Annotated in this window: 10 protein-coding genes; 5 read left to right on the forward strand and 5 right to left on the reverse strand. The window is 72.6% G+C overall.

Going from position 1 to position 12,366, the window contains the following annotated elements:
• The first annotated feature begins 31 nt into the window (after positions 1-31).
• The 3 genes from N6H00_RS12395 to N6H00_RS12405 all read left to right on the forward strand — a co-directional run bounded on the left by N6H00_RS12395 (position 32) and on the right by N6H00_RS12405 (position 4,067).
• A complete protein-coding gene (locus N6H00_RS12395) occupies positions 32-1,426 on the forward strand; it encodes an energy-coupling factor transporter transmembrane component T (RefSeq protein ID WP_268971709.1) in 1,395 nt (464 codons plus the stop codon).
• Positions 1,423-3,045: an ABC transporter ATP-binding protein gene (locus N6H00_RS12400; protein ID WP_268971710.1), complete on the forward strand. Its 1,623-nt coding sequence runs from the start codon at positions 1,423-1,425 to the stop codon at positions 3,043-3,045. The genes N6H00_RS12395 and N6H00_RS12400 overlap by 4 nt, the downstream gene beginning before the upstream one ends.
• Positions 3,046-3,266: 221 nt before the next feature.
• Positions 3,267-4,067 (forward strand): ECF transporter S component, encoded by an 801-nt coding sequence (locus tag N6H00_RS12405; protein ID WP_268976940.1) that lies wholly within the window; start codon positions 3,267-3,269, stop codon positions 4,065-4,067.
• Positions 4,068-4,129: 62 nt separating this feature from the next.
• On the opposite strand, the gene N6H00_RS12410 is transcribed toward N6H00_RS12405, so the two are convergent.
• Together N6H00_RS12410 and N6H00_RS12415 are read right to left on the reverse strand one after the other, a co-directional pair.
• A complete protein-coding gene (locus N6H00_RS12410) occupies positions 4,130-4,696 on the reverse strand; it encodes a hypothetical protein (RefSeq protein ID WP_268971711.1) in 567 nt (188 codons plus the stop codon).
• 287 nt (positions 4,697-4,983) lie between these two features.
• Positions 4,984-6,153 (reverse strand): steroid 3-ketoacyl-CoA thiolase, encoded by a 1,170-nt coding sequence (locus N6H00_RS12415; RefSeq protein WP_268971712.1) that lies wholly within the window; start codon positions 6,151-6,153, stop codon positions 4,984-4,986.
• Positions 6,154-6,412: 259 nt separating this feature from the next.
• On the opposite strand from N6H00_RS12415, the gene N6H00_RS12420 reads away from it, so the two are divergent.
• Positions 6,413-7,651: a cytochrome P450 gene (locus tag N6H00_RS12420; protein ID WP_268971713.1), complete on the forward strand. Its 1,239-nt coding sequence runs from the start codon at positions 6,413-6,415 to the stop codon at positions 7,649-7,651.
• A 35-nt stretch (positions 7,652-7,686) separates the two neighbouring features.
• Here the strand turns inward: N6H00_RS12420 and N6H00_RS12425 are convergent, their stop codons facing one another.
• The 3 genes from N6H00_RS12425 to N6H00_RS12435 form a co-directional block, all read right to left on the reverse strand.
• Positions 7,687-8,316, reverse strand: a complete 630-nt coding sequence (locus tag N6H00_RS12425) for a superoxide dismutase family protein (protein WP_268971714.1) — start codon at positions 8,314-8,316, stop codon at positions 7,687-7,689.
• Between the two features lie 111 nt (positions 8,317-8,427).
• On the reverse strand, positions 8,428-10,530 hold the full coding sequence (locus tag N6H00_RS12430) for a bifunctional glycosyltransferase 87/phosphatase PAP2 family protein (RefSeq protein ID WP_268976941.1): 2,103 nt from the start codon (positions 10,528-10,530) through the stop codon (positions 8,428-8,430).
• Positions 10,531-10,805: 275 nt separating this feature from the next.
• Complete coding sequence (locus tag N6H00_RS12435; RefSeq protein WP_268976942.1) at positions 10,806-11,618, reverse strand: AraC family transcriptional regulator; 813 nt, start codon at positions 11,616-11,618, stop codon at positions 10,806-10,808.
• A gap of 166 nt (positions 11,619-11,784) precedes the next feature.
• Here N6H00_RS12435 and N6H00_RS12440 point away from each other — a divergent pair, with 166 nt between their 5' ends.
• Positions 11,785-12,195 (forward strand): DUF2000 domain-containing protein, encoded by a 411-nt coding sequence (locus N6H00_RS12440; RefSeq protein ID WP_268971715.1) that lies wholly within the window; start codon positions 11,785-11,787, stop codon positions 12,193-12,195.
• Positions 12,196-12,366 lie beyond the last annotated feature (171 nt).

The raw sequence follows: 12,366 nt of genomic DNA on the forward strand, positions 1-12,366 counted from the left end.
GGCGAGCGCGTGGTCGCGGAGGGGCACGCGGATGACCGCCACGCCACCGCGCACCGCCCACGAAACCGCCACGCCACGCCGCTCCGGTGCCCGTCCCGGTGCCCGCCCCGGCGCCCCGCGCAGCGGCGGCGCGCTGCACGCCGGGGCCTGGTGGCTGTGGGCGCTCGGGCTGGCCACGGCCGCGTCCCGGACCACCAATCCGCTGCTGCTCGGCCTGCTGATCGCGGTCGCGGGCTATGTGGTGGCCGTGCGCCGTACGGACGCCCCGTGGGCCCGCTCGTACACCGCGTTCCTCAAGCTCGGTCTCGTGGTGCTGGCCATCCGGCTGTTCTTCGCGGTCTTCTTCGGCTCGCCGATCCCCGGTACGCGGGTGCTCCTCACCCTTCCCGAAGTCCCGCTCCCCCACTGGGCGCAGGGCGTGCGGATCGGCGGCCGGGTGTCGGCCGAGGGGCTGGTGTTCGCGCTGTACGACGGGCTGCGGCTGGCCGCCCTGCTGATCTGCGTCGGCGCCGCGAACGCGCTCGCCAGCCCGGCGCGGCTGCTCAAGTCGCTGCCCGGCGCGCTGTACGAGGCCGGGGTCGCGGTCGTGGTGGCGATGACCTTCGCCCCCCATCTGGTGGCGGACGTCCAGCGGTTGCGCTCCGCCCGCCGGCTGCGCGGCCGCCCCGACCGCGGGGTGAAGGCGCTGCTGCGGGTCGGGCTGCCGGTGCTGGAGGGCGCGCTGGAGCGGTCGGTGGCCCTGGCGGCGGCGATGGACGCGCGCGGCTACGGCCGTACCGCCCAGGTCCCGCCCGCCGTCGCCCGTACCACCACCGCGCTGACCCTGGGCGGGCTGCTCGGCGTCTGCTGCGGTACGTACGGCCTGCTCGCGGCCGAGGGCGCGGGCTACGGTCTGCCGCTGCTGCTGGCCGGGCTCGCCGCCGCGCTCGGCGGACTGTGGCTGGGCGGCCGCCGCACGGTGCGCAGCCGCTACCGCCCGGACCGCTGGGGCGTGCGGGCGTGGCTGGTGGCGGGGTCGGGGGCGGCGGTCGCGGCGCTGATGATCGCTGCCGCCTCGTACGCCCCCCAGGCCCTCCAGCCGTCCGTCGTCCCGCTCACCGCCCCGACGCTGCCGCTGTGGCCGGCGGCGGGCGTGCTGCTGGGGCTGCTCCCGGCGGTCGCGGCCCCGGCGCCGCCTCCGGCCCCAGGTTCGGCCCCGGCCCCGGCCCGCGAGCCGGTTCCGGCGGACGGCACCCCCACCGGACCGGCCAGGGGCCAGGGTCCATGGCGCCCGGAACACCCGGAACACCCGGCCCCCGGCCACCGCCTCATCGCCGAAACCCCGCCCGGCGGGACCGAGCGCGAGGACGGGCAAGAGCACGGGCCAAAAGACGAGCAGAAGAACGAGCGAGCCGAGGCGGGCTCCGAGGAGGAGGCCACGCAGTGATCCGTTTCGAGCAGGTGTCGGTCCACTACGACGGTGCGGCGCGGCCCGCCCTGGCGGGGGTGGACCTGACCGTTCCCGAGGGCGAGCTGTGTCTGCTCGTCGGCCCGTCCGGGGTCGGCAAGTCGACCCTCCTGGGCGCCGTCTCCGGTCTCGTACCGCATTTCACCGGTGGCACCCTGCGGGGCCGGGTCACCGTCGCGGGCCGGGACACCCGTACCCACAAACCCCGCGAACTGGCCGATGTCGTCGGCACCGTGGGGCAGGATCCGCTTGCGCACTTCGTCACCGACACCGTCGAGGACGAACTGGCCTACGGCATGGAGTCCCTCGGCGTCGCGCCCGACACCATGCGCCGCCGGGTCGAGGAGACGCTGGGCCTGCTGGGCCTGGCCGAGCTGCGGGACCGCCCCATCGCCACGCTCTCCGGCGGGCAGCGGCAGCGCGTGGCGATCGGCTCGGTGCTCACCACCCATCCCCGCGTCCTGGTCCTGGACGAACCGACCTCCGCGCTCGACCCGGCCGCGGCCGAGGAGGTGCTGGCCGTGTTGCAGCGGCTGGTGCACGACCTGGGCACCACCGTGCTGATGGCCGAGCACCGGCTGGAGCGGGTGGCGCAGTACGCGGACCAGATGATCCTGCTGCCCTCCCCCGGCGCCGCCCCGCTGACCGGCCCACCGGCCGAACTGCTGCCGGTGTCGCCGGTCCAGCCGCCCGTGGTGGCGCTGGGCGGCCTCGCGGGGTGGCCGTCGCCGGTGCCGCTGTCCGTGCGGGACGCGCGCCGCGGGGCGGGCCCGCTGCGGGAGCGGCTGGCACCGCTCGTCCCCCGGGCGGTGGCCGATCCGCCGCCGGGCGAGCCGGTGGGCGAGGTGGCGCGGCTGTCCGTCCGGCACGGCCGGGTCGAGGCGCTGCGCGGGGTGGACCTGGCGGTGCGTCCGGGCGAGACCGTGGCGTTGATGGGGCGCAACGGGGCGGGCAAGTCCACGCTGCTGGCGAGCCTGGTCGGACTGTGTGAACCGGCCTCGGGGTCGGTACGAGTCGGCCCTGGCCGGGTCGTACCGCACCGCACCCGCCCCGCCGAACTGCTGCGCCAGGTGGGCCTGGTACCGCAGGAGCCGCGCGATCTGCTCTACGCGGACACGGTCGCCGCCGAATGCGCGGCGGCCGACCAGGACGCGGGCGCGGCCCCCGGCACCTGCCGTGAACTGGTGGACCGGCTGCTGCCGGAGGTGGCGGACACCGCCCATCCGCGCGATCTGTCGGAGGGGCAGCGGCTGGTGCTGGCCCTGTCCGTCATCCTCACCGCGCGTCCGCCGCTGCTGCTGCTCGACGAGCCGACGCGCGGCCTCGACTACGCGGCGAAGGCGCGCCTGGTGGAGGTGGTACGGGGGCTGGCGGCGGACGGCCACGCGATCGTGCTGGCCACCCACGACGTGGAACTGGCGGCCGAACTCGCGCACCGCGTCGTCATCCTGGCCGAGGGCGAGGTGGTCGCGGACGGGCCCACGGCGGAGGTCGTGGTGTCGTCCCCCGCCTTCGCCCCGCAGGTGGCCAAGGTCCTGGCGCCGCTGCCGTGGCTGACGGTGCGGCAGGTGCGCGAGGCGCTGGAGGGGGCGCCGTGAGCGGGACACCCCTCAGCGGGCCGCACCAACCCGAGAAGCGGTACGGCGACGAGGCAACGGCCGTACGGGAACAGGACGCACGGAAGCAGGGCGCACGGAAGCAGGGCGCACGGGAACAGGACGTACGGAAGCGAGCCGCACAGAAGCAGGACGCACCGAAACAGGCCGCACCGGAACAGGGTGCGCGGCAACAGGGTGCGCGCACGCGGGCGGCCGCACCCCTGCGAGCCGTACGTCTGGGCCCGCGCTCGGTCGCGGCGCTCGCCCTCGTCTCCGCGATCGGCGTCGTCGCCTTCGGCTGGCCACTGTTCGCACCGGGCGACTCCGGGATCACCACCCATGCCGCCGACGCCCCCTGGCTGTTCGCCGCGCTGCTTCCGCTGCTGCTGGCCGTGGTGGTGGCGACGATCGCGGACACCGGTCTGGACGCCAAGGCCGTCGCGATGCTCGGGGTGCTGGCGGCGGCGGGGGCGGCGCTGCGGCCGCTGGGCGCGGGGACGGCCGGGATCGAGCCGATGTTCTTCCTGATGGTGCTGTCGGGGCGGGTGCTGGGCCCGGGTTTCGGCTTCGTCCTCGGCGCCGTGTCGATGTTCGCGTCCGCGCTGCTCACCGGCGGCGTGGGGCCGTGGATGCCGTTCCAGATGCTGGCGATGGGCTGGGTGGCGATGGGCGCGGGGCTGCTGCCCGGCGCCGCGCGGCTGCGCGGCCGGGCGGAGTCGCTGCTGCTGGCCGGGTACGGGGCGGTGGCGTCCGTGGCCTACGGAACGGCGATGAACCTCCAGGGCTGGGCCCTGATGCAGGGCATGGCCTCGGGGATCTCCTACGTCCCCGGCGGTCCGCTCGACGAGAACCTGGCCCGCTTCGTGGCGTACTGCCTGGCCACCTCGCTGGGCTGGGACCTGCCGCGCGCCGTGGTCACGATGGTGCTCACCCTCACCCTCGGCGGACCGGTGCTGCGAGCGCTGCGGCGTGCCACGCGCCGGGCCGCGTTCGAGGCGCCGGTGGCGTTCGAGGACAGGTGACCGGGCGGGCCCGGCGCGATGTCCGCGCCGGGCCCGCCCGTCCTGGGTCGTGGTGGTGGGCGTCAGTTCTGGTGGAAGATCCTCGCGTCCCACTGCGCGACCCACCTGCCGTCACCGAAGCTCAGGTTGGCCGTGCACGTGTAGGTGTCGCCGTCACAGTTCAGGGCGGTCACCGGCACCGGGGCGGCGGCGTCCCGCGGAGCCTTGACCGTCTTCGCCGCCGCGGCCGGCACGGCATTGGCCACGGCCTGGTGGAACACATTGGCGTTCGACTGGGCCACCCACCTGCCGTCCCCGAACTGCAGCCCGGCGGTGCACTTGTAGGTGTCTCCGTCACAGGTGAGGGTGGTGACCGGGACCGGGGCGGCGGCGCTCAGCGGTGCGTCCGACGACCGGGTGGCCCGCTGATCGCTTGCCGCGCTCTGGTGGAACACGTTCACATTCCACTCCGCGACCCACCTGCCATCGCCGAAGCTCAGGTTGGCCGTACATGTGTAGGTGTTGCCGTCGCAGTTGAGGCTGGTCACGGGGACGGGCGCGGCGTTGGCCGCCGGGGCGACCGCCGTGGCGGCCAGGGCCAGGGCGCCCAGCCCCAGGAATGTACCGGTGAGCATTCGGTGAGCTGACATGTCGTCGCTTCCCTTCGACTCCGGCCACGGAAGGTGTACTTCATCGAAAAACCACCTCAAGCGGCCATTCTGATGACATCCCAGAGATTAGCCGCCCTTAAATGCTTTTCATCCGCTCGTACTACATGAACTCATATACGACACAACCCCCGTTACGGCGAGGGCGGTCACCATGGATTGACAATCCGGGCATACGAAAAGGGCGGCGCCCCAAAGGGGCGCCGCCAAGGAATCGTTACCGCCGAAATCCAACCCCGGGATTCCGGTCAATCAGCGCTCGACTATTACTACAGCCGCTGAAGGATCGTGCCCGTGGCCAGGCCGCCGCCCGCGCACATGGTGATCAGCGCGAACTCCTTGTCCGCGCGCTCCAGTTCATGCAGCGCCGTGGTGATCAGGCGGGCCCCGGTGGCGCCCACCGGATGTCCCAGCGCGATCGCGCCGCCGTTCACGTTCACCTTCTCCAGGTCCTGTTCGAAGACCTGGGCCCAGGACAGGACCACCGAGGCGAACGCCTCGTTGATCTCGACCAGGTCGATGTCCTTCAGGGTCATCCCGGCCTTGCCGAGGACCGCCTTCGTCGCGTCGATCGGCCCGTCCAGGTGGTAGTGCGGATCGGCGCCGACCAGGGCCTGTGCCACGATGCGGGCGCGGGGGCGGAGTTTGAGGGCGCGGGCCATCCGCTTGGAGGACCAGAGCACCGCGCACGCGCCGTCGGAGATCTGGGAGGAGTTGCCGGCCGTGTGCACGGCGGTGGGCATGATGGGCTTGAGCCCGCTCAGCGCCTCCATGCTGGTGTCGCGCAGCCCCTCGTCCCGGTCGACGGCCCGCCACATGCCCTGTCCGGCCGTCTGTTCCTCGTCGGTCGTGGGCACCTGCACCGCGAAGGTCTCGCGCTTGAACCGCTCCTCCGCCCAGGCCCGCGCCGCCCGCTCCTGGGAGGCCAGTCCGAGCGCGTCCACGTGCTCGCGGGTCAGGCCGCGGTGGCGGGCGATGCGCTCGGCCGCCTGGAACTGATTGGGCAGGTCCACGTTCCACTCCTCCGGGAACGGTTTGCCCGGCCCGTGTTTGGAGCCGCTGCCCAGCGGCACCCGCGACATGGCCTCGACCCCGCAGCCGATGCCGATGTCGATGACGCCGGTGGCGACCATGTTGGCCACCATATGATTGGCCTGCTGCGAGGAGCCGCACTGACAGTCCACCGTCGTCGCCGCGGTTTCGTACGGCAGCCCCATGGCCAGCCAGGCGGTCCGCGCGGGGTTCATCGACTGCTCCCCGGCGTGGGTGACCGTGCCGCCGACGATCTGTTCGACGCAGTCGGGCTGGATGCCGGTGCGGGCGAGGAGTTCGCGGTAGGTCTCGCCGAGCAGATAGGCGGGGTGGAGGTTGGCGAGCGCGCCTCCGCGCTTGCCGATGGGGGTGCGTACGGCTTCGACGATGACGGGTTCCGCGGCCATGGCTGTCTCGTCCTCTCCTCGCGTCCGCGGGGCTCCCGGCAGCGCCCGCGCCAGAACTAGTACGCGTTCTAGTTCTCCCGCTCAGTCTGCTGAGGCCCGGCCCGGCGGCGCAAGGGTCGTGCAGGGGTTGCGCGGACCGTGGGCGGCCCCGCCCCGCCGCAACAATGGCCGCCTTTTCTCTTGCGACTTGTAGAACCCGTTACTACGTTGCGGACACTTCTGATAGGTCGTCAGATCCGTGAGATCCCTGGAGTGGCCGATGTCCTGTCCAGCGCTCCCCGAAGGCTTTGACCTCACCGACCCCGACCTCCACCAGCATCGGGTGCCACTCCCGGAGCTCGCCCGGCTGCGGCGGACCGCCCCCGTGTGCTGGATACCCCAGCCGCACGGCGTCGCGGGCTTCGACGACGACGGGTACTGGGCCGTCACCCGCCACGCCGACGTCAAGGAGGTCTCCACCCGGCCGGAGATCTTCTCCTCCCACGCCAACACCGCGATCATCCGCTTCAACGAGCACATCCAGCGCGACCAGATCGACGTCCAGAAGCTGATCATGCTCAATATGGACCCGCCCGAGCACACCCGGGTCCGCCAGATCGTCCAGCGCGGCTTCACCCCACGCGCCATCCGCGCCCTCGAGAACGCCCTGCGCGACCGCGCCGAACGCATCGTGGCCGGGGCCAGGGAGGGCGGCAGCGGGGACTTCGTCACCGATGTCGCCTGCGAACTGCCGCTCCAGGCGATCGCCGAGCTGATCGGCATCCCCCAGCAGGACCGGTCCAAGATCTTCGACTGGTCCAACAAGATGGTCGCGTACGACGATCCGGAGCTGGCCATCACCGAGGAGATCGGCGCCGAGTCGGCCATGGAACTGATCTCGTACGCGATGAACCTCGCCGCCGACCGCAAGGCGTGCCCGGCCAAGGACATCGTCAGCCGGCTGGTGGCCGCCGAGGACGAGGGCAACCTCGGCTCGGACGAGTTCGGCTTCTTCGTCCTGCTGCTCGCCGTCGCCGGCAACGAGACCACGCGCAACGCCATCAGCCACGGGATGCACGCCTTCCTCACCCACCCCGGCCAGTGGGAGCTGTTCAAGGACGAGCGCCCCGCCACCACCGCCGACGAGATCGTGCGCTGGGCCACCCCCGTGATGTCCTTCCAGCGCACCGCCACCCAGGACACCGAACTCGGCGGACAGCGCATCGAGGCGGGCCGGCGGGTCGGCGTCTTCTACTCCTCCGCCAACAACGACCCCGAGGTCTTCGACCGACCGGAGGTCTTCGACATCACCCGCGACCCCAACCCCCATCTCGGCTTCGGGGGCGGCGGACCGCACTTCTGCCTCGGCAAGAGCCTGGCGGAGCTGGAGATCCGGCTGATCTTCGAGGCCATCGCGGACACCCTCCCGGACATCCGGCTCACCGGTGAGCCCCGGCGGCTGCGCTCGGCCTGGTTGAACGGGATCAAGGAGATGCGGGTGTCCTACACACCGTCCTGACCCCGCGACCACACCGTCCTGAGCCCGCGACGCCGCTACTTGAACGGCACGTTGACGCACGCCACCCGGGCGCCGGCCTCCCCGGCCTTGCCCGACGTGGTGCCCGTCGCATGCTTGTGGATCACCACCGAGCGGGCCTCCCCGGACCTGAAGTGCCACTTCACCCACGCCTTGGCGTAACCCTTGCCGGAGCCGTTGGTGGTGACGTCCAGCCACACCTCGTTGTGCGGATTGGCGTACTTCGGATTGGTCGAGGGCTGCTTGGGATCCTTCTTGTTCTGGTAGTGCGGCCCCGACGCGTCGGGCTTGGTGCCGCACGCCTTCGTATGGACATGGATCCCGAAGTGGTGGTCGGCCGCGACACCCCGCAGACTGAGGAAGACGAACGTGCCACTGTGCATCTTGTGGTGGCCGCCGTGCATGTTCTTCTCGTGCTGCTCCATGCCCTTGCCACCCAGCCGCAGCTCCGCGACGAACGCCGTCGCGGTCGTCGGCACCAGCGCCTTGTCGTAGGTCACCGCACCGGCGCTCTTCGCCTGCGACGCCGGCTGGAAGTTGTCGTGGACGAAGACGAAGGGGCGCGGCGGCGCGGCGACCGCGGGGGTCGCGATGGCCATCGAGGCAGCCATCGCCACCGCCGCTGTTGCTGCCTTCACCAGGGACATCCTTGATCCCTCCTCGGTCGGGGCCCCCGCTCCCCGTCTCGATTCCCTAAATTCCCCCGTCTGAGCCGTTTCCGCCCCTTTTCACCACGCTAGACCCGCCGGTCATGCCTCTCAACGCGAAGCGTCAGCCGACTCCGCGCCCGCCGTTTCCGCGCCCTCGACACGACCGTCCTTCGCACCCCGACCGTCCTCGGCGCGCCGGCCCTCCTCCGCGGGCTCGGCCTCGTCGTGCTGTCCGCCGCGCTGCCGTACCAGCCCCGGCACCAGCTCCCGGGCCCGGGTGACCGCGGCGCCCACCGCCGCCGACAGCGGCGGTGCCTCCTCGTGCGGGCGCTTGCCCACGCCGAGCAGCAGGTACTGGAGCCCGAACCCGGCCGAGACGATGGCCGCGCCGCCGATCGCGTCCAGCACATAGTGGTTCGCGGTGCCCACGATGACGGCCGTCGTCAGCAGCGGGTACAGGATGCCGAGCGCCTTCGCCCACACGTACGGCGCCACGATCGCGATGACCACCCCGCACCACAGCGACCACCCCACATGCAGCGACGGCATGGCCGCGTACTGGTTGGACAGCTTGGTGAGCGCGCCGAAGTCCGGGTTGTTCAGGTCCTGCGGGCCGTGCGCGGTGTCCACGTACCCCAGGCCCATCAGCCGCGGCGGGGCCAGCGGGTAGAGCCAGAAGCCGACCAGGGCGAGCAGCGTGGCGAAGGCCAGCGGGGTACGGGCCCAGCGGTAGGTCGCCGGGCGGCGCAGATACAGCCAGGCCAGCAGGGACAGCGGAATCAGGAAGTGGAAGGTGCTGTAGTACCAGTTCATGAAGTGCTTGAGCCCCGAGGTGTCCGCCACGATGGCGTTGAACCAGTGCTCGATGTCGATGTGCAGCCAGCCCTCGAGGGTGAGCACCTGGTGGCCATGGCCCTCGGCCACGCTGCGCTCGTCCGGGGCGTGGCCGCGGATCCAGGAGTAGGCGAAGTAGCCGACGCGGATCAGCATCAGCTCGAGCATCAGATTCGGGCGGGACAGCGGCCGCTTGACGAACCTCAGCAACGGCACCCAGGCGAAGCGGCCCTTGGCCGGTTCGGCGACCGGGGTCGGCTCGGGGGCGTCCCAGTGCGGCGAGGTACGGGAGAGGAACGGCACCACACAGGCGGCGGCGAGCGCGGCCAGCAGCGGCGCGTTGTAGCCGATATGGCCGAGGATCTCGATGTCGGGCAGCAGGGCGGTGCGGCTGAGCGACATCGCCAGCACCACCAGCACCGGCCACACCAGCCGGTCCGAGGCGCGCCGGCCCACCCGGCCGACCACGGCCAGCAGGATCCACAGCTGCTGGTGCTGCCAGGAGGTGGGCGAGACCGCGAGCGCCACGCTGCCGGTGATGGCGGCGGCGAGCAGCGGCTGCCCGTCCCTCGCGTAGCGCACCGCGCGGCGCAGGCCGATCACGGCGACCGCGACCGCGAGCACGGCCAGCAGCACCAGCTCGGCCGGGCCCTCGAGACCGATGCGCAGCAGCAGCCCGTGCAGCGACTGGTTGGCCAGGCTGTCGGCGGGCGCGCCGAGCCCGGCGCCACCGATGTGGTGCAGCCAGTACGCCCACGAGTCGTGCGGCATCGCCGCCCAGGCGAGCGCGGAGCACGCGGCGAAGGTCGCGCCCGCCAGGGCCGCGGCCCGGCGCCGTCCGATGCACCACAGCACGACGGCGAACAGCAGCAGCGCGGGCTGGAGCGCCGCGGCCACGCCGATGAGCACCCCGGTCTGCCGTCCGGAGGTCCTGGGCAGCACGGTGAGGACGACCAGCAGTACCGGGATGATGCTGGTCTGGCCGAGGGTGAAGGTGTTGCGCACCGGAAGCGAGAGCACCAGCAGGCTGATGGCCAGGGGGGCGGCGATCAGCGAGGTGCGGCGGGAGACCGGACCGGGCAGCGCGCGGGCCACGACCAGCCCGAGGACCACGACCAGCAGCAGGGTGCCGAAGGTCCAGGCGACGCCGAGGCTCTGTTCGGCGGCCCGGGTCAGCGGCTTGAGGACGAGCCCGGAGAACGGGGTGCCGGTGAACGAGTCCCCGTCGTACAGCGACCCTCTGACGTGCAGCACGCCCTGGTCGCCGAGCCAGGTCTCCAGGTCGGTCAGCCGCTCGCCCGGCGGCCTCCGCAGCACCGCGGCCGCCTGACGGACGGCCAGCAGGCCCGCCAGGAGCCACAGGGCCGCGAGCCCCATTCTGGTCCGTGGCGTCCGCGCCCCGACCGCACCGGGGGCCGGCCCCGGGTCCGGGGTGCGCCGCAGTCCGCTCCGCTCCACGTTCGCCACGCCGTGCCGCTCCCCCACTTGCCGTCTTCACCTGTCCCGGATGTCTGGAGACCCTACTGAGCCCACTACTCAGACGCCGCACACCCCCACGTCACCTGACTGTCGTCGGCGGTTGTCCGAAAGATGTCAGGCTTTGGCGGGGTGCTTGCGCTCCGCGTGCGTCCGTACGGTCCGGGCCAATTTCATCAGGGTCGCGGGGTGCGCCGCGAATCGGGACCGGCCGCGCGCTGGAACGCCCCCGGCGTCACCCCGAAGCACCGCACGAACCACCGGTGGAAATGGCTCTGGTCGGCGAACCCCGCCTGGGCCGCGGCCTCGGCCGCGCTACGGCCCGCGACCAGCAGCCCGCGCGCCCGGCGCAGCCGGAGCTGGCGCTGGACGTCGCTCGGCGCCATTCCGTACGTGGCGCGGAACGCCCGGTAGAGCGCGTACCGGCTGCATCCGGCGGCCTCCGCGAGCCGCGCCGCCGGGATCTCCTCCGCGTACGCCTCCTCCAGCAGCGCGCGGGCACGCAGCGCGGCCCGCGCCTGCCCGCCGCCCCCGGCCGGAAGCGCTCGGGCGCGCAGCGGGCCGGTGGCCCCGCGCCGCACCATCGCCCCGACGGCGGCGGTCAGCCGCTCGTCCCGCACCAGCGGTCCGGCGCCGTCGACCAGGGCGGTGTGCAGCCGCAGCAGGGCGCGGGCCAGCACCGGATCGCTGACCACGGGCTGATCGAACAGCGGCAACGCCGCCCGGTGGTCCGCGACATCGGCCACATCGGCGAGAACGTTCCGCACCACATCGGGACCGATGTGGATGATCCGGTACTTGTACCCGAGCTCGGCGGCCGCCTCCCCGTCATGCGGATCGTCGGGGTTGAAGACCATCACCATCCCCGCCCCGCTGGTGCGCAGCGCACCCCGGCACCGGAAGCGCTGGGCGCCGATCTCGGTGACGGCGAAGGAGTAGGCGTCGTGGCTGTGCGGATGGAAGCGATGGCTGAAGAAGTGCGCGTGCATGGCCTCCACGGGCCGGTCGGGATCGCGCCAGTACCGGACCCAGTCCTCCTGGCCCCGCGCTCCCTCTCCGACCGCACCGACGGCACCGACCGCTCGCACCGCTCCATTGTGCCGTCCCGCACCAGCGTTCAAGACCGCAGGTCACGACCGTGGCGAGGATGGGTCCATGCGTTTCGACACCAAGATCGCCGTCATCGTCCGCACCGACCTCGCCGACTGGCAGAAGCTGAACGTCACCGCCTTCCTCGCGAGCGGTCTGGCCCACGCCACGGACGAGATCGTCGGCAAGCCGTACGAGGACGCCTCGGGCAACGCCTACCTCCCGATGTTCCGCGAGCCGGTCCTCGTCTACGCCGCCGACGCCGCCGCCCTCACCCGCACCCACGCCCGAGCCCTCTCCCGCTCCCTGCCGACGGCCCTCTACACCGAAGAGCTGTTCGGCACCGACAACGAGGACGACAACCGCGCGACGGTCCGGGCCGTCGAGGCCGACGCGCTGAACCTGGTGGGCCTGGCCGTCTACGGACCGCGCGGCCAGGTGGACAAGGTGACCAAGGGCCTGAAACTGCACGGCTGAGGGGTCGCCGGGCCGACGCCGGGTACGAGCCGCGGCGAAGTGAGCGCTGTACGGCTCCCGACCGCCGGGCGCGCAACACCAGTACGGGCCGCGCGACACCGCGGCGCCGCGCGCGGGCCGCCGCACAGGCCCGGACGCCCTCCGACAGGACCACGACAGCGGCACGACAGC

The organism is Streptomyces sp. S465 (assembly GCF_026898115.1).
GTDB classification, from domain to species: Bacteria; Actinomycetota; Actinomycetes; order Streptomycetales; family Streptomycetaceae; genus Streptomyces; species Streptomyces luomodiensis.